This is a genomic window from Nostoc sp. KVJ3 (assembly GCF_026127265.1).
GTDB lineage: Bacteria > Cyanobacteriota > Cyanobacteriia > Cyanobacteriales > Nostocaceae > Nostoc.
The window spans coordinates 218,023-237,280 of the sequence record NZ_WWFG01000003.1 but is presented as its reverse complement, the minus strand read 5'-3'; the positions used below and the strand labels follow the sequence as shown (position 1 = coordinate 237,280).

Annotated in this window: 10 protein-coding genes and 3 pseudogenes; 1 reads left to right on the top strand and 12 read right to left on the bottom strand. The window is 41.0% G+C overall.

Annotated elements, in window-relative coordinates; translation table 11 throughout:
• Nucleotides 1–133: 133 nt before the first annotated feature.
• Nucleotides 134–4,840 (bottom strand): non-ribosomal peptide synthetase, encoded by a 4,707-nt coding sequence (locus GTQ43_RS32375; protein ID WP_265276831.1) that lies wholly within the window; start codon nt 4,838–4,840, stop codon nt 134–136.
• 276 nt (nt 4,841–5,116) lie between these two features.
• Between GTQ43_RS32375 and GTQ43_RS32370 the strand changes: the two genes are divergently transcribed.
• Nucleotides 5,117–6,235 carry an alpha/beta fold hydrolase gene (locus GTQ43_RS32370; RefSeq protein WP_265276830.1) on the top strand — a complete coding sequence of 373 codons (1,119 nt, stop codon included), beginning with the start codon at nt 5,117–5,119 and terminating at the stop codon, nt 6,233–6,235.
• On the opposite strand, the pseudogene GTQ43_RS32365 reads toward GTQ43_RS32370, so the two are convergent.
• The 11 genes and pseudogenes from GTQ43_RS32365 to GTQ43_RS41890 all read right to left on the bottom strand — a co-directional run.
• Nucleotides 6,232–9,504, bottom strand: a pseudogene (locus tag GTQ43_RS32365) (non-ribosomal peptide synthetase); the annotation flags it as partial. The gene GTQ43_RS32370 and the pseudogene GTQ43_RS32365 overlap by 4 nt on opposite strands.
• A gap of 8 nt (nt 9,505–9,512) precedes the next feature.
• On the bottom strand, nt 9,513–13,691 hold the full coding sequence (locus GTQ43_RS32360) for a non-ribosomal peptide synthetase (protein WP_265276828.1): 4,179 nt from the start codon (nt 13,689–13,691) through the stop codon (nt 9,513–9,515).
• A gap of 37 nt (nt 13,692–13,728) precedes the next feature.
• Nucleotides 13,729–14,409 carry a hypothetical protein gene (locus GTQ43_RS32355; RefSeq protein ID WP_265277027.1) on the bottom strand — a complete coding sequence of 227 codons (681 nt, stop codon included), beginning with the start codon at nt 14,407–14,409 and terminating at the stop codon, nt 13,729–13,731.
• A gap of 34 nt (nt 14,410–14,443) precedes the next feature.
• The gene (locus tag GTQ43_RS32350) at nt 14,444–14,809 is read right to left on the bottom strand and encodes a four helix bundle protein (protein WP_265276827.1); all 366 of its coding nucleotides are present in this window, start codon (nt 14,807–14,809) and stop codon (nt 14,444–14,446) included.
• Between the two features lie 82 nt (nt 14,810–14,891).
• On the bottom strand, nt 14,892–15,359 hold the full coding sequence (locus tag GTQ43_RS32345) for a hypothetical protein (RefSeq protein ID WP_265276826.1): 468 nt from the start codon (nt 15,357–15,359) through the stop codon (nt 14,892–14,894).
• A 3-nt stretch (nt 15,360–15,362) separates the two neighbouring features.
• Nucleotides 15,363–15,935, bottom strand: a pseudogene (locus tag GTQ43_RS32340) (tyrosine-type recombinase/integrase); the annotation flags it as partial.
• Between the two features lie 14 nt (nt 15,936–15,949).
• Nucleotides 15,950–16,798 (bottom strand): hypothetical protein, encoded by an 849-nt coding sequence (locus GTQ43_RS32335; protein ID WP_265276805.1) that lies wholly within the window; start codon nt 16,796–16,798, stop codon nt 15,950–15,952.
• 11 nt (nt 16,799–16,809) lie between these two features.
• A complete protein-coding gene (locus tag GTQ43_RS32330) occupies nt 16,810–17,706 on the bottom strand; it encodes a hypothetical protein (RefSeq protein ID WP_265276825.1) in 897 nt (298 codons plus the stop codon).
• A gap of 63 nt (nt 17,707–17,769) precedes the next feature.
• Nucleotides 17,770–18,231: pseudogene (locus tag GTQ43_RS32325) on the bottom strand (phage integrase N-terminal SAM-like domain-containing protein); the annotation flags it as partial.
• 72 nt (nt 18,232–18,303) lie between these two features.
• Nucleotides 18,304–19,170 carry a hypothetical protein gene (locus GTQ43_RS32320; protein ID WP_265276824.1) on the bottom strand — a complete coding sequence of 289 codons (867 nt, stop codon included), beginning with the start codon at nt 19,168–19,170 and terminating at the stop codon, nt 18,304–18,306.
• Complete coding sequence (locus GTQ43_RS41890; RefSeq protein WP_414859169.1) at nt 19,161–19,238, bottom strand: element excision factor XisI family protein; 78 nt, start codon at nt 19,236–19,238, stop codon at nt 19,161–19,163. Before GTQ43_RS41890 ends, GTQ43_RS32320 begins: the two co-directional genes overlap by 10 nt.
• Nucleotides 19,239–19,258: the final 20 nt, after the last annotated feature.

The window sequence follows — 19,258 nt, the reverse complement described above, 5'->3', positions numbered from 1 at the left end:
TCTAGTTATGTATTGTTTTGGTTGTATCTTGCCATTGTGCTTCTTTTGTTTAAAGCAAAGGAATCTTGGGCAGTTTTGGCAAGACTTGCTGGAATTAAAGGAAGCTCTAACGATTAAATCACAACCAAATTTTTCAGCCCTTGCTCTGTTCGTTTAAGGAAGATAACTTAATCCGCCGACTTTCACGCGATAGTGGTACTAAAACTGGGGCTTGACTTTGAGCATTGTTTTCTTTAAAGCTTTCCACCACCTGAGATAATTCTGCAATTGTCGATGCCTCAAATACGCTACGCAAAGGTAACTCCACGTGTAAGGTATCGCGCACTCTAGAGACAAGCACAGTTGCCAGTAATGAATGACCCCCTAATTTAAAGAAATTATCATAAATTCCTACGCTCTTAAGTCCCAAAACCTCAACAAAAATTTTCACCAGCACTTGTTCAACAGGAGTTCGAGGTGCGATGTAATTTTCAGGCAATTGGGGCTTGATTCCATTATGGAATGCTCTTAAGGCGCGGTGATTGACTTTACCATTAGCTGTTAGAGGTAAAGACTCCAATACTACAAAACCTGATGGCATCATGTACTCAGGCAGTTTTTGTGCTATGTAAGTCTGCAACTGCGGCACTAACTTACGCGCTGCTTTGGTTTGTAGGGGATTATTGCCGTAAGATTGCCAGGGGCGAGAGAGAGTTGTGCTATGAGGAAAAATAGTTCTTTTACCTATTTCATCTTGCCGTACAAAAACTACATCATAATGTCCTTCAGTACTTGAATGTGACCAGGTAATATCAACACTGTAAGGTACGTTGAGCGCATAGAAATCTTCTGGATCTACTCCGAAATTTTCTAGTTCTTGCAAAGCTTTACGTATTTGATCTACAGTTTTAAAACTTTCTAAGTCTGATAGCAATTCTGCTGTTTTAATTGCTGACATCAGCCGCGCATTAGGTATATTGACAATGCTTAATATTTCTGGTTTATTCTCAATTAATAACTGGCACACTGCTGAGACTGTTAGATTATTTTCAGACCAGTTCAGCACTGAATCATTTCTAGGATTACTAACAATTTCGGCACTTATATGAAGAATAACATTGTAACGAAACTCAGTTAACTCATTGTGATATTTACCCCGCATCAGTTGGATTTGTACATGATTAATTTGCGGAAAGCGTTGTTTGATTGCAGTAAAAAAATCTGGATCAATAACTAACTCTGTTTCTTGAAATATTTGTCTTTGTATCCGTTGTTGTAACTCCAAGCAGGTAAGGGAAGGTTCAGCTTGATACAGTTGGACTGACGCATGGAAAGCTTGCAAGAGTGGCAAACTACGCACATCCCCTATGAAGATAAAGCCACCTGGAGCAGTTGTCTGCACAGCACCTTCTAATACACTAATCAGATAATCAATAGTAGGAAAATATTGTACAACCGAGTTCAGAATTACTGTATCGAAAGCTGCTGTTTCTACTTTCTCGAAGTTAGTAGCCATTTGCTGATACAGTGTTACCTGCGGTATTTCTTGTTTTTGTAGCTGTTGCTGAATGCAGTTAAGTGAAACTGAGGAAAAGTCTGTCCCCCAATATTGAGTGCAGTGAGGTGCAATTCTAAATAGAATCAAACCTGTCCCACAACCAATTTCTAACACTCGTTTGGGTTGCAAAGCCAAAATCTGCTCGACTTGGTTATCCACCCACTCACGCATCTGCTGTGCTGGAATAGGCTGATTTGTGTAACTACTATTCCAGCCGACAAAATTGAATGTAGGATCTGAAGCAGTAGATTGATTATAAGTTTCGTTATACAGCATCTGCCATTGCAAAACCTGCTCATTCTGCAATTGCATTAATTGCAAATTCTCCTGTTCGTTACTGTATTCAGTTTTTGGTACTATATAAGCTACTAGGCGCTTTTCCTGTTCATCCTCACTAGTTATTACTACAGTTTGCTGCACTGCTGGATGCTGACTCAGTACCCCTTCAATTTCTCCCAACTCAATACGATAGCCACGAATTTTTACCTGATTGTTGAGGCGACCTAAAAATTCAATGTTGCCATCTACTCGATAGCGAACTAAATCACCTGTTTTATAAAGTCGCGCTTTTAACTTATTAGCAAAAGAATGATAAATGAAGGATTCAGCAGTTAAGTCAGGATGGTTTAAATAACCTCGTGCTAACCCATCACCACTTATGTACAACTCTCCGGGAACGCCAATAGGTACTGGTTGTAAATGGTTATCTAATATATAAAGTTTTGTATTGGCGATCGCACGACCAATTACAGGTGTTAAATTATCTTTATTCTTAACAGAAATATATCCCGAAGTTGTAACAACTGTGTTCTCAGTTGGGCCATAATTATTAAATACTTGAAAATCGGAGTAAGCTAAAGGATATTGATTTAGTTTGTCTCCACCTGTGAGCAATATTCGTAAAGCTGCGTTCTGAGGAAAATCTAATAATAAAACTTTCTCGGCTAAAGGTGTTGGGATGAAAGAAATTGTTATCGCTTTTGATACTAGCCAATCTCGGAGATAGTCAGGCGATCGCCTGATTTCATCATCTACAAAATAAATGCTTGCTCCAGTACTCAGATAAGGCCAAATTTCCCAACCGCAAGCGTCAAAGGCAACTCCAGAAATCTGCGTTGCTCGGTCAATGGGTGAAACTGCAAACGCTTTTTGATGCCAAAATACTAAATTTAACAATCCTCTATGTTCAATTTTAACCCCTTTAGGTTTTCCAGTTGAGCCAGATGTATAAATGACATAAGCGAGGTTATTTACTGTAACTTTACTAGTAGGATTATCTTTAATTTCTTGAGAAATAATCTCCCAATCTTTATCTAAACAGATTATTTGCGAATTATAGTTTTTTAGGCGTTCAAGCCATCGCTCATGAGTTAATAGAACTGATACTTGAGCATCTTCAAGCATAAAGTTTAAACGTTCAGATGGATAGCTTGGATCTAAAGGTACATAAGCTCCACCTGCTTTCAATATGCCCAACATCCCGATTACCATATCAAAAGAGCGTTCTACACAAAGTCCTACTAAGACTTCGGTTTTAACTCCTAACTTTTTTAGATAATGTGCAAGTTGATTACTGCGTATATTTAACTCTTTATAGCTAAGTTGCTCATCGCCAAGGACTAGTGCAGTTGCCTCACAATTCTGCTCTGCTATGCTCTCAATTAACTGATGAATACACTTATCTTGAGGATAATTTGCCTGGGTATTGTTCCATTCAACTAACAATTGATGTAGCTCAGATTCGCTTAAAAGTGGTAAATGTGCAATTCGGTCTTCTGGATTTGCAACTATACCCTCCAGTAATATTTGGAAGTGTCCTAGCATCCTGGTGATCGTAGCATCATCAAATAAATCAGTGCTGTAAATTACAAAACCACTAATTCCTTCTGAGCTATCTGCCCATAAGCCATTTTGGGTATTTGGTTCCCACAAGTGGAACTCTAAATCAAAGCGTGTTGTTTCCGTTTCAAACGGTAGCGCTCTTAAAGTTAAACTAGGTAACTCCAACGCTGTCATCGGCGCATTTTGGAGCGCAAAAACAACTTGAAAGAGTGGATTTTGATTCAAATTACGCTCTGGATGCAGTTCTTCTACCAGCTTTTCAAAAGGTAAATCTTGATGGCTGTATGCTCCTAAAGCTACCTCTTTAACTCGACTCAATAATTCCCGAAAAGTTGGGTTTCCTGATAGATCGGTACGCAGTACTAAGCTATTGACAAAAAAACCAATTAATCCCTCAATTTCACTACGATTGCGATTGGCAATAGGTGAACCAATAGCAATATCTTCTTGTTGTGTGTAGCGGTAAAGTAAAACTTGAAATGCTGTCAGCAGGGTTATGAATAAAGTTGTCCCTTCTTGTTGTCCGAGAGCTAAAAGTGCTTTGCTCAAACTTTTTGATAATTGCAGAGGTTGTCTTGCACCCTGATAAGTTTGAACAGCTAGTCTTGGTCTGTCGGTTGGCAGATTTAATATAGAAATGCCGTCTAATTGCTTCTGCCAATAACTCAGTTGCTTTTCTAATACTTCTCCTTGCAACCATTGGCGTTGCCAGTATGCGAAGTCTGCATATTGGATTGTAAGTTTCGGTAGAGGAGAAGGCTGATTGCTAGCAAAGGCTGTGTAGAGTGCTGCTATCTCTTGAATCAGCACCCCAATAGACCAACCATCGGAAACAATGTGGTGCATAGTCAGCAGTAGGATGTATTCTGTCTCATCCAACCACAGCAGTTTTACTTGCAGCAACGAATCAGTTGATAAATTGAAAGGACGTTGAGCTTCTTGGGTAGTGAGTTGTCGTGCTTGTATTTCTCGTTCGGCTTGTGGTAGTTCCCGTAAATCTATTATTGGTAAAGGTATTGTTAGGGTAGGATTAATTACCTGAATTGGTTGCCCTGTCTGTACGACAATAGTGGTGCGTAAAGCTTCATGTCGTTGCACGATTTCGTTAAAAGTTTGCTCTAGCACGGCTAATTTCAGCGAACCTGTTAAATGTAGTGCTAGTGGAATGTTATAGAAAGGATTATTAGGAATTAATTGGTCAAGAAACCACAGCCGTTGTTGAGCAAAGGAGAGGGGAAGATTTCCTGAGCGCGAAATAGGTGCGAGAGGTCTAAAACTCTGGTTATTAGTACGATTAGATGCTTCTAAAAATTCAATAATTTCTGCTTTCCGCTCTTGAATTTCTGCACGCAATTCTGGTGTAATAATTCCATCAGGGGCGTTAGCGCGAAACTTTTCACCATCAATAAAAACTTGAATATCTAAGCTGCGAAGATAAGTTAAAAACTCAACCGTATTCAAAATTAAACCCCTTCGCAAGTATTGTTATTTATTAGAAGTTAGTAGGCAGCTATGCTGGAAGAATATTGCTTGTATCATCAGCTTTTTAACATTTTTCAACTGGATAGTTCTTTTTGCCAAGCTGCACTGCTTATTACCTAATCCAGCATTTTTATCACACTTCTAAGACTGTATAAATCATTCCTAGGAATGAAACTTGGATGATTATAACTATGGTATGAAGCTAAAAGACAATGCAGTGAACAAGGTATCGCAAGGTTTAGGCTCATGATATTCATGCCTCATAATTTTCTGCTTATATGGCTGGTTCAACTGCTGTCGATTGCGGTAATTGGCGGGGGGAGCTACATTCTCTATGAGTGGTACGAAGGAGAACTTGTAGGAACATTTTACTTAGTGGCTGGGCTAATAATGGTTCTGTGGACTTTTGGCGGTCGTTTTATCAGTTTGCCACTGCTGCGCCGTCCTGGAGCCGATGAACCTAAGTTTATGCGTAGCAAAACTGTGCAGCGCTTGCCACGTCCAGATGGAAGCGTGTTGCAAGTAGAGTTTTTTGGGCCTGAAGATGGTCAACCAATTATCTTGTCACACGGTTGGGGGCCAAACAGTACTGTATGGTATTATGCCAAGCGACAATTGAGTGATCGCTTCCGAATAATAGTTTGGGATCTACCAGGGTTAGGAAAATCCTCAAAACCGAAAAATAACGACCACTCTATAGAAAAATATGCCCGTGACTTAGAAGCTGTTATCGCCATAGCAGGGGATAAACCTGTTATTTTGGTAGGACACAGCATGGGTGGGATGATTAACCTCACATTTTGTAGGCTGTTTCCAGAGCAATTAGGGAGTCGGGTAGCTGGCTTAATTCTTGTGGATACTACTTACACCAATCCGGTAAAAACCTGTATCTTTAGCAATTTGGTACGTAAATTGCAGAAACCCCTACTCGAACCTATTTTGTACCTAACTATCGTGCTGTGGCCGATTTTTTGGTTGATGACTTGGCTCTCGTATTTCAATGGTTCGCTGTACATCACCGTCGAACTATCTGGATTTACGGGTACTGAAACACGGGGTCAACTAAGTTTTGCAGGTTTATTATCAGCATTGGGTTCGCCTGGTGTTCTGGCTCGTGGCACACTGGCAATGTTCAACTTTGATGAAACAGACACACTTGCAACTATTAACGTACCTGTGTTGGTTGTTTGTGGTGATTCAGATATAGCAACTAAACCTGTGGCGAGCGATCGCATGAAAGCAGAATTGCCTTACTCTCAAAGAGTCACCCTAAAACCAGGTGGACACATGGCATTGATGGAACAAAACCAACAGTTTACCGAAGCAATCAGCACATTTTGCGCTGACTGCTCAAACTCAAGTGTTTCTCTTTAAAATTCTACGTCTTCTCGCTCTTGACTCGTAGTTCCACCTTTATCTAAACCTTTTGCTGTCCAACACATTGTGTCAATATACCTAGCAAGTTGTTCAACGGTTGGTGCTTCAAACAAATTGCGTACAGGCAAATCTATTTGGAAGGTGTCACGAATACGGGAAGTTAGCTGAGTCGCTAGTAGAGAATGACCGCCCAATTCAAAGAAATTGTCGTGAACGCCTACTTGCTCTTTTCCCAAGACTTTAGCCCAGATTTGGGCAAGTAATTCTTCAACTTGCGATCGCGATGCCACATAATCTTGATTATTGAAAGAAAGTGTATCAGGCATGGGTAAAGCACGGCGATCCACTTTGCCATTAGGTGTTAGAGGTAGAGATTCCAGGATCACATAAGCTCTTGGCATCATGTATTCTGGTAACTTTTCTTTGAGGAATTGGCGAAGTAAGGAAGCAAAGCTTTGTACGTCTTGCGTCGGTATCTGTTCCTGATTAGGAACAATATAAGCTACCAAGTACTTATCATCAGGTACGTCCTCACCAGCAATAACTATAGTTTCTTTCACTGCTGGATGTTGACTCAACACCGCTTCAATTTCTGACAACTCAATGCGGAAGCCCCGAATTTTTACTTGATTGTCAACGCGACCTAAAAATTCAATATTGCCATCTGGTAAATAGCTGGCTAAATCACCTGTTTTATAAAGACGTGCTTTTGGTTTCTTACTAAAAGAATGAGTAATAAAGTTTTTAGCAGTTAATTCAGTTCGATTGAGATATTCTCGCGCCAATCCTTCCCCACCCATATATAATTCGCCAGTAATGCCAATAGGCACAGGTTGTAAATGGGCATCTAATATATAAATTTGCGTGTTTGCAATGGGGATGCCAATAGGTAAAGATGTGGCTGATGGTAACTCTTCTATGCAGTAATAAGAGGAAAATGTTGTATTTTCTGTAGGGCCATAAACATGAATTAAGTGCTTTGGCGCACCAGATTGGAGAATCTTCTTAATCCATCTCTTATCAACAGTTTCGCCACCAAACAGTAAATATTTCAAGGTCGCAAAAGCTTGCGGGACATCTCTAACAATCTGTTGAAATAAGGCGGTGGTCAAAAATAGAATGTTGATACCTTTTTCTCGTAGTTGTAATGCCAATTCATGAGGCGAAATTGTTACATCTTTACTAATCCCTACAAGTTGAGCACCGTTAAGTAGCGCTCCCCAAATCTCGAATGTCGCAGCATCAAAAGAAGTGTTTGAGGCTTGGGCGATTTTATCAGATGGTGAAAACTTTATATAGTTCGTATTGTACACTAACCGATTTATAGCTTTGTGAGGTACAGCAACTCCCTTGGGTTTTCCTGTAGAACCAGAGGTGTAAATAATATATGCTAAATTATCACTATTTAAATCGCTTTCGGGATTGTCTTGCTTTTCTTGGGTAATAATTTTCCAGTCTTTATCTATAGAAATAATTGGTTTTGAGAAATCTTCAAAATGCTTGAGTAAGTTTTCTTGTGTTAGCAACACTGAAACTTGTGCATCTTCCAGCATAAAATTTAGGCGTTCTTCGGGATAGCTGGGGTCTAATGGAACATAAGCTCCCCCTGCTTTAAGAATTCCCAATAACCCGATTATCATTTCTATAGACTGTGAAATACAAATGCCAACTAAAACTTCTGAATATACTCCGATTTTTTGTAAGTGGTGCGCTAGTTTATTGCTACAAGTATTTAACTCTTGATAAGTAAGTTGTTTGTTAGCAAAGTTGACTGCTATAGAATCAGGATACTGCTGTACCTTTTCTGCAAACAATTGATGGATACACTTATGTTGAGGATAATCGGCTTGGGTGTTATTCCATTCCACCAATACCTGATGTAACTCCGCTTCACTTAATAACGGTAAATTTGCAATTCGTTCTTCTGGATTTGCAACAATAGCTGACAACAAAGTTTTAAAATGTTCCACCATCCGGCTAATAGTAGCTTTATCAAATAAATCTGTGTTGTAAACCATTACGCCTCGGAGACCTTCAGAAGACTCCCAGTTTCCGCCCCATAAGCTCCTAAAATCCTCAGAACACTTCCACAGATGCAGTTCTAAATCAAAACGTGTTTTTTTCAAGTCAATATTCAGAAAGCTGGGTACTAATCCAGGCAATTCTAGCGCTGACATTGGCGCATTCTGGAAACCAAATACCACTTGAAATAAAGGATGGTGGCTCAAGTTTCGCTCTGGATGTAGTTCTTCAACTAACTTTTCAAACGGCAAATCTTGGTGGCTGTATGCTCCTAAAGTTACCTCCCGTACTCTGCCTAGTAGTTCCCGAAAAGTGGGATTTTCAGATAAGTTGCTACGTAGCACCAAACTATTGACAAAAAAACCAATTATCCCTTCGATTTCGCTGCGATTGCGGTTAGCAATTGGTGAACCTAGGGCGATATTTTCTTGGTGTGTATAGCGGTAAAGTAATGTTTGAAATGCTGCCACCAATGTCATAAATAAGGTGACACCTTCTTGCTGTGACAGCTTTTCTAGTGCATCAATTAGCTTGAGCGGTAACTCTAGAAATTGTGTTGCTCCTTGATAGCTTTGTATAGCTGGTCTTGGTTTGTCAGTAGGTAGATGCAGTATGGAAATACCGTTTAGTTGCTCCCGCCAGTAAGCTAACTGGGTTTGCAGCACTTCTCCTTGCAGCCACTCGCGCTGCCAGTGAGCAAAATCGGCGTACTGAAGAGGCAGTTCTAATAGAGGAGAAGGCTGGTTTTGTGCAAAAGCTGCGTACAGCGTTCCCAATTCCCGAATCAGTACCCCCATAGACCAATCGTCGCAGATAATGTGGTGCATATTCAGTAATAGAATATGTTCTGTCTCAGAAAGGACGAGGAGTATTACTCGCAGTAATGGCCCGGAGGATAAATCGAAGGGATGTTCTATCTCTGTGGTAATAATGGACTTTGCTTTAACCTCTTGTTCATCATCTGGCGATCGCTGGAGGTCTAATACAGAAAGAGGTATTGTTAAGCTGGGTGCAATCGCCTGTAGGGGTTGCCCATCCGACACAATAAAAGTTGTGCGTAAGGTTTCGTGGCGACGCACGATTTCGTTAAAAGTCTGTTCTAGTGCGGCTAATTTCAGCGAACCGGTCAAACGAATTACCGTCGGCACATTGTAGATACCATTATCGGGGATCAACTGGTCGAGAAACCATAGCCGTTGTTGAGCAAAAGATGCTGGAAAGACGAAGACTTCTTCAGAAGACATATTGATCCTTATTTTAAATTTTGTGCTTTCTCAATACAGGCTTTTAGCTGTGCGGCGAGAATTTGGATATGGGGTTTTCTCAGCATAGTTAGGTGATTGCCAGGAATATGATGAATTTCCGTTCCTCCTACAGTTAGCTGATCCCAACCCAGACTCGGATCTTCCTTGGCAATGCTTGATTCAACCTTTGTTCTGAAAAGATTAATTCGTTTAGGGTAGGCTTGCGGAACGTAGTTAAGAACTGCTTGGCTATTGGCATAAAAAACACGAAGCATTGGACGAATTGCTAACTCGCTTAAAAGTCTTAACTTGGATTCTTCAGGTATAATGTTGACTGTGGCATCCTCTTTCTGAATGAAGTGAGAGAAGAGATTTGTTTGGAGCGTTCGCCTTAGCGACTCCCAAACAGAATTTTGCACAATTTTATCAAAATTAGTCAACCCAAAAGTTAAACTGTTAATTCGATTCTTAGCGATCGCAATAATTAGATAAAAATAATCGAGGAAAAAGGGCCATATATATCGCGCCACTGTCGTCAGCATAAACTTGAAACCACTACCCAAAGAAGGTATATTGCCTGGAATTGGTGCTAAAGTGTCAAGCACAGCAAGTAAAGCCACTTCTTCCCCAGAGTTTTGGAGTTGTTGAGCCATTTCAAAAGCAACCCAACCTCCAAAAGACCAACCTCCTAAAAAATAAGGGCCTTTAGGCTGCACTGTACGCAATGCTTCAATGTAGTGGGTAGCCATATCCTCAATGCGAGTTAATGGAGAACTTTTTCCGTCAAGTCCAATGGGTTGTAGCCCATAAAATGGTTGATTTTTTCCCAAATTCTGAGCTAATTCGTAATAAGGGAAAACAACACCAAAAATTGGATGCACGCAGAAGAAAGCTGGGCTCGAACCAGCAGGTTGAATCGGAACTAAGGGCGACCACGGGAGAGAATCTGCTTTTGAAGATAGAGCAGTTGCTAAACTTTCAATTGTTGGATTTAAAAATAAGCTAGATAGCGGCAATTCGCGCTCAAAGTGCTTGTATATTTGCTTCATAAGCTGTACAGTTAACAGCGAATTTCCTCCCAAGTCGAAGAAGTTATCGTAAATACCCACACCCTCAATATTAAGCACTTCAGCCCAAATTTTTGCTAAGGTTGACTCGGTTGGAGTCCGAGGAGCGATAAATGCTTTATCTATTGAGTGGCTAGTTGGAGTGTTGAGTGCTGTTAGCACATAACGATCTACTTTGCCATTAACTGTTAGCGGCAGAGAATCCAGGATGACAAAAGCTTTTGGGATCATGTATTCTGGCAATTTTTCTTTTAAGAATTTACGTAGTAGAGACGTAAAATTTTGCGTCTCTATATTGGGAACAATATAAGCCACCAAGTACTTATCACCAGATACGTTTTCTTTAACAATTACTACTGCTTTTTGCACACTCTGATGCTGACTCAGGACTGTTTCAATTTCTGACAACTCAATGCGGAATCCACGAATTTTTACTTGATTATCGATGCGTCCTAAAAATTCAATCTTACCGTCCGTTCGATACCGAGCTAAATCACCTGTCTTGTAAAGTCGCGCTCCCTTTTTATCACTAAAAGGATTGGGAATAAATTTTTCAATAGTTAATTCAGGGCGATTAAGATAGCCTTGTGCCAATCCCTCACCACTTATGTATAATTCGCCAATAATTCCAATTGGTAAAGGTTGTAAATACTTATCTAATATATAAATTTGAGTATTAGCAATAGGGCGACCAATGGGCGGCTTTTCAGTCATAGTACTAATCTCTGCAACGGTTGACCAAACTGTTGCTTCAGTAGGGCCGTAAGCATTAAAAAACCGACGCTGAGAGTTCCACCAACGTTTTACAATGTCATCGGTACAGGATTCGCCTGCACAGATAATAGTTTGCAATGTCGGCAGGGATTCTGTAGCTAGGACTGCTAATACTGCTGGCGGAAGGGTGACGTGAGTAATAGCTTTTTCGCGCAATAAATTGAGCAAAGGTTGTCCGGGTAGAAGGGATTCTTTGTTTGCTAAATAAAGAGTTGCTCCTGTTTGCAGTCCCATGACAATCTCAAAAATTGAGGCATCGAAACTTAATGATGCGAATTGCAGAATGCGGTTAATCGGTTGTATGTTGAAAACCTCAATCTGAGATGCCGCTAAGTTGGATAATCCTCGATGCTGAAGCAAAACGCCTTTAGGCTTTCCTGTTGAGCCAGAGGTGTAGACGACATAAGCTAAGTTGTCCAATGTTACGCAACTGGTCGGGTTTTCTTGGCTGTGTTGTGTAATAGTTGCCCAATCTTCATCTATGTAAACTATAGACAAGAGATCCCCCCAATCCCACTTAAAAAGGGGGGCTAAAGAGCAATGAGTGAGCAAGATTGAAACTTGTGCATCTTCTAGGATGAACTTAAGACGCTCTTGAGGTAGGCTCGGATCTAAAGGCAGGTATGCTCCACCTGCTTTGAGAATGCCTAATAGGGCGACGATCGCTTCTGGGGAACGCTCTACGCAAATACCTACTAAAACGTCAGGGACTACCCCCAATTTTTTCAGATAATGTGCAAGTTGGTTGCTACGTATATTTAACTCTTTGTAGCTGAGTTGTTCATTGTCAAAAACTAGTGCTATCGCATCGGGAGTTTTTTCTACCTGCGCTTCAAAGAACTGATGAAAACACTTGTTCTCTAGATAGTCTCGTTTAGTGTCATTCCAATCAATTAATAACTCTTGTCGTTCTTGCACAGTAAGTAAAGATAAATCTGAAATCCGCTGTTCTGGATTGGCAACAATGCTTTCTAGCAGCGTTTGGAAATGTCCCAGCATTCGCGTAATGGTTTTGTCATCAAATAAATCGGTGCTATAAACCATTTGTCCTTTCAAACTTTCCAAGTCTTGCCACAAATGGAATTCTAAATCAAGTTTTGCAGTTTTACTATCGAATTCAAATAGCGAAAGCGTTAACCCAGATAACTCTAGAGTTTCGATAGGAGTGTTTTGTAGGCTAAATACAACCTGAAAAAAAGGATGATAGCTCAAATCTCGCTCTGGGTGAAGTTCCTCCACCAACTTTTCAAAAGGCAAATCCTGATGACTGTATGCTTCTAAAGTTATCTCTCGCACTCGATTCAACAATTCTTTAAACGTCACCTTGCCTGAGAAATCTGTACGTAACACCAAACTATTGACAAAAAAACCAATTAATCCTTCTAGTTCGCTACGATTGCGATTAGCAATAGGTGAACCCAGTGCAATATCCTCTTGCTGCGTGTAGCGATAGAGCAAAGTCTGAAACGCTCCCAGCATTGTCATGAATAAGGTAACGCCTTCTTGGGAACTCAGTGCCTCTAACGCTTGAGTTAAGGTGTGTGGTAGCTCTAAAAATTGTTTTGCACCCCTGTAGCTAGGAACTGCTGGTCTTAGTCGGTCGGTGGGGAGATTCAATACCGAAATCCCGTTTAATTGCTTTTGCCAATAAACTAACTGGCTTTGTAGGGGCGAGGTGCCGTTTGCTGCCACTCCTTGTAGCCACTCCCGTTGCCATTGAGCGAAATCTGCATATTGAATGGGTAGTTCTGGTAGGAGCGTAGATACGGAGTGGCTAGTCGTCAGACATCGCTTATCCCCTGCCAAGGCTTTGTATAATACCCCCAATTCTTTAATTAGCACTCCAATTGACCAGCCATCGGCAACTATGTGATGTAGATTTAGCAGCAGCAGATATTCTGCTTCATCCAGTTGCAGCAGCTTTACTCGCAGTAATGGCCCAGTGGTGAGATTGAAAGGATGTTGAGCCTCTTGGGTTACGATTTGCTGCACTTGTGTGTCGCGTTCTGGGCTGTCGAAATTGCGTAGGTCTATTAAGGGAAGAGGTATGGTTAAGCTAGGTGAAATCGCCTGTACTGGTTGCTGCTCTACCATAACAAACCTAGTACGTAACGTTTCGTGACGACGTACAATTTCGTTGAATGTCTGCTTTAAGGCGGTGAAGTTAAGGGAACCTGTCAGGTGAAGTGCTGTTGACACGTTGTAAAATGGATTCCCCGGTGCTAACTGGTCGAGAAACCACAATCGCTGCTGGGCGAAAGAAGTGGGAAAAACGAAAACCTCTGCTTCCTTAGAAAAATTAAGTTCTTCATTATCTGTGAGACTACTGTAAATATACTGGCTCATAAGTGAATGGCAAGAAGATTTTGGCAATGAAAATTTCTTAAAGTACAATGCCGTTGAAGATGTCCGAAGTTAGAGAGCTTTTCACCCATACATTTTGGCTGTGATAAAAATCACCACGTTGTTCTAGTGTAAACCCACCCAGCAACAATCCCAACCATACTTCTACCATCGGCATTTTTAATCCACCTTGGAGTTGAGTTAAAGAAATCTCACCTTTGACCTGTGTAAGATATTTAGCGATCGCACTTTGCCATTTTTGGACATCCTCATCTGATGCCAAATTGCGGACATCTTCTAAAGTTGTCACCTCATCAAGCATTGCCAAAACATTTGTTTTTTCAACAGGTGCTGCTACAGAATCACCCGATTCAGTAGAATGTGAAAATTGGTGTGGGCCATGTGGTTTAAAGGTTTGTGGTGTTTGCGGTTCAATCAAATCATCTAAATCTAGGTGCATTGTTGTCCGCACTAGACCAGCAAAGAGATCGGTGCTAACAACAGGCCCCAAAAGACTATTGCGGTCGCGGGTATCTTGCAACAGCACTTCGGCACGAGACTTGAGAATATCTGCAATTTGACTGAAGGCAAGCGCTGCGGTTAATAACTGTGCCTCCAAGGGTAATTTTTCTAACTCGGCATCCAAACAATCCCACATAGCATCAAGGGAAGAAGTTGGTGGAGATTCAGACAACTCATCTAATACATCCCAGATGGTCATATCAAATTCAAAATTCAAAATTCAAAATTCAAAATTATTTGGACTCATTTTGTTTAGTTTTCACTACTATAGCTGCAATAATTTTGATAATTTCTTCATTCTCTGTAACAAGAGGCAACAATTTATCTTCTTCAACAATAACAGTAGTAATTAATATTCTCAACCAATATTTTGTTTCTTTAGCCTCTTTTAAAGCAATTTGTAATTTACTTAGAAAATCAGCTTTACTTTGCGCTGATTGAGATTCTGCTACATTAGCACCAATAGATGTTCCAGACCTTATTAATTGTTTGTATAGAACCCTGCCTACTCCAGGTTTTTCATCTAAAATTTTACAGAGATTAACAATTCTTACTGCAAAGTTAAATGTTCTATCTGTAATATGTTGATGCTGATTCATTATTATAAAAATTACCTTTATAATAATTATCCTATCCTCTTTAGTACGTAATTACTAATAATTTTGAATTTTGAATTTTGAATTACTCTTCTGGATGTAACGGGCAGGGTCGTACTGGGCAGTAGCTTGAGGTAATCTCAAACATATCCTTATATTGATATAGTGAAACACTGTATTGTTTTGCAAAAGCCTGCAACACCTGATCTGTATAGGTGCGGATCTTGCCAGCCGTTAGCCCAAAACAGTGAATTGGTTCTAAGCGGCAAACAGGTTTTTGCCCCAGCCAGAGTTCTGCCGACATAGCGTGTAATGGTTTATCCCCTGGTTCTTTATACAAATACAGCACTGCAAAATATGTTGCTGGTGGTTCGACTGTTACTGAATCAATTTCTGCTGAATGACTTTCACTCCGGCGACGATAGAATGAGCGGCGATTATGACAGACTTTGGGATTCCAACACCCGTCCCCTGCTGTTCCATGTAAAACTTTGGCTTGGGCAGTTGGTAGTTTGGAACATAACTGACACTTGGGGTCTAACGGTTTCGGCATACCTTACTCCGCTTCTTCGCCAATCGCGCGATAGTAAGCAGCGATCGCCGCTTCCTGCTCGCTGCGAAGCGTATAGCGTCGAAACGCTTTCTCGCTTTGATGCCCTGTTAACTTTCGTGCATGGCTGGGGTCAACTCCCAATAGCAATAAGTCAGTAGCGTAGGTGTGACGAAAGGAGTGAGGATGCAAATCCTCAATGTGAGCTATTTCACCGATTTTTTCCACAGCGAAGTAAATGCCGTGATAACTTAAGCGTTCACCTTTGTACGAAGCATGGTGTGAAATCATCAGTGGACTAAGGCTGTTTAACACCTCTCCTTGGTGTGAGCGTAATTGTAAATAATCTGCCACGACTTCTCGGCTCTCTTTTCGCAGTGGAACTAAGCGTGGTTCATTGGTTTTGGTGTCTGGTAAAAACAGCAGCTTGCCATCAAATGAGCCAACATTTAGCTGCACAACTTCCCCAGCCCGGAGTCCATGACTGAGAATGTGAACCAGTGCTGTATCTCGTTGTTTTGTTTCTCCCAACAACTCTAACGCTGACCAAACCTGTTCCATTTCTTCAGGGGTTAAACTCCCTAACTGTCTAATCAGTATTTAAGAGCTTGAAACTCAAGTACAGTGCGAAGTTCGGTATGTTGATTAACCAAAGCTTGTATTGTGCTAACTGGATTACGATGAAGGCGACGTTTTTGCTGGCGAGGAGCTTCGGTCAAAGCTAATCGACGACGTTGAGTTTTATACTCAGTTATAGGTACTTGCTGAATTTGTTCAAGTAACTGTTGCTCACTTTCTGCTACAAATAGAACTTGAGATTGACCTAACTCACGTAATTCAACAGTTGATTTGCGCCCACTAATTCGCCTTTGATGACGACGTAAATTGCTGAACAGAGACTCAATTTTGAGATTATCTGGCGGCAAACCAGGGATATCGTAGCAGTGCAATAAGTTAGCACCGTATTTATCCCATAGTTTTTGTAACTTTTTCTTCAAGACAAACTGTGCTGGATTTTGTTGAGGCTCAGGTACAAACTGTTGTAGTAACTCTTCCATTTCGCGGCGGACTTGAAAGCTTGTTAAAGGTAATTTTGGTGATTGTATAGTATTAGTACCATCACTTGTTTTAGCAGAGGAGTGTTCCGGGTAGCGCAAACATTCAGCAATTCGTCGCAACCAGTTGTGAGCTTCTTCCAAGTCTGATGCTACTGAAAGATTGTTACCTAAAGCTTGATCGACCCATGCTGACAATAAACACAAGTAATCTGTGTCAATCTCCTGGTATGTTAAATTACGTAATATCTGCCCAATAGTTTCTAATTGCTGGTAGCCACTTAAACCGCCCCAGCGAAAAGGTTTGCGACTGGTGCGATTTACACAATCCCGGATAGCAGAACGAATTTGGGCTTCAACTGCCATTAGCTCTGCGTCTCGTGACAAATAAGGTATTGCTAAAAAAGGGGAGTCCTATCTAGCTGTTTTGACTGACTTTGGTCTTGGAGTCTTTCAGAGCTATCCGGTACGAATGGTAATCTATCTAAATCTGCTTTTAATTGTTGTCGTAGTTTTGTATCTAACGGCAGCACCACTTCACTTAAATTGTTCAGAAAGTGTGCTTGACAACGTTGATGTGGTGCATCTGGCCAACTCGAATTCATGGCAGTAATAATCGCTGATTCTCCGTCTGATAGAGTTGACAGCACTTTGTAGGGCAACTCTTTATATGGTTGCAGCCAATCAATTAAACATTGTACCTGTGCCTGTTGCAGCTGAATTCCACTTACTGGTGTGCCACTTAGTACCTCGTATAGCACATACAGCAAGGTTCCATGGCCTTCAGGTTGTAAGGCATCAATTGCCCAAATTAAACCACCACGTTCGTGGGCTGTGGCAGCTAACTTCTCAGCCGTATGTGCAATTGTTCCACCCAACAGGGCCAGAAATTGCCGATATAGCTTGCCTATATTCCTCTCGTTAATTTCAACACCACGCTGGTTTAACTTCCGTTGAATTTCTACCAACTGTTGATGCTCATGCTCATGCTGCCAGCCTATAAATGCCAGTATATCTAGCCCATATGTGCTTTGAGGCAGGCTGTACTTAAGTACGCCGCTTGCATAGTAATGTTTTCTAAAATATTCACATTCAGAGTTAGCACATTCTTTACCTTTGCCTGCTACAAACACTGCTCCGCTTAAGGTTTGAATAGTTTTACGCATATGCCAAGATGGAAGGCTAACTAGTTTAGTGTTGCAATGGATACATAGTTCTCGCTCACATTTCACGACTATTCGTTTGGCATCATTAAAATGCCGTTCTGGGCGGTGGCGAGGCTTTTTTTCTATCACGAAGGAATGGCTGCTGGTAGATGTTTTATTAGCTTATCTGCAAACAACACTAATTAGACAGTTAGGGGTTAAACTCTGGGCTGGTGGCAGTGGCACTTTTTCCAGTTTTATCCCCAGTGTCGGATTAGTAGAAATAATTTCAGGATACGTGTAACACATCCATTTGAAAAAGCTTTTGAGTGCCGCAATCCCCGCATTGATACTGCTTTTTGAAAGCGGTTTACCAACATCAGTCCGTATTTCATCTCTTAGGTATTCTTTATATAGCGCAAGATGACGTGGACGCAGTTCATGATAGTGCAGCTCACTCCAAGCCAAAAATCGTTTAAGTTCTCGTTCGTAAAGCTTGCGGCTGTTGGGTGCGAGATTGTTGCTGCGTAAAAATTCCAGGACTTTTACCCACCGAATATCGGTTGGTGGGGTTGTTTTTGCAGGTCTTTTAATTCCTCCTGGTTCTCTAGTAAGTGCTGCATCTTCAATTGGAATTAATTTAATTGGTGGTAAAGAATCTGCACTGTAATTCATTAATTTTCACCTCCTCTCTTCGAGCAACCTTCGATCTTTTGGGCACCCGAATCAATGTACATCTTTCTCAATTCAAAGACCAGCCTCAGTAAATGCTTGGCTAAAAACATTAACCAAATCCAAAATTTCTGCCCATTGTGTCAGGTATGTGTAATCTAAACCTTCTGCCTGTAACTTTAATATCCCTAACACATCGCGCCATTGTTTTTCAGATTGACTTCCTTTACCCCATCGCAATTTCTGTAAAATTGTATCTTCTGCCGAAGCCACCCAAAACTTAGGTATTCCTTCTAAGTCAATTAGCTGGCGACGTACCATTTGGGATACTGCAAATGCTGAACCGTCCGTGATATATAAGTCAGCATTAGCAATAGTTTCGGTATGTGTAATATTTAGCATTCGCTCACGTCCTTGCTTTAAACCCTCAACCGCACCTGCTGGACAATAGTATCCTGCACCTTCAAGTGTTGCCACCAAAAAATTGATTTGCTCCGGCTGGACTTCAATGACCAAATCCAAATCACGAGTCGAACGCGGTTCTCCGTGTAGCGAAGCTGCAACACCACCGCTTACGTAGTAAGGGATATTAGTTGACTCAAAAATTTGGTGTAACTCTGCCGCTAAAGAGATAGAATCCTGAATCCACATATTCTCATCATTACCTTTGGGATGGAAATCAACCCTATATTTTTCTGCTAGTACAGCACGGGTAAAAACATGACGTATTTCCTCTAAAGATGCTGCACGATGTCGAAATTTAATTCCTGCAAGGCAAAGTTTCTTCACTCCTCGATCGTGAGCCATGAACATTTTTAACCGTTGGGAAAGCGAAAATTGCCGCAGGCGAGCGAACAGATATATGTCTGCTTCAATGTTTGTATCAGCTGCTTGCGGCTGGTAATTCAACTTTGAACTGATTGCTGTTTTAACTAACTGCATATCTCTGTAAACTGACGCTTAAATGGCGAATGAAAACTAATCACAATATCTTGTTGAGGTATTCCCAAATTAACCTTCGGGAATGTTT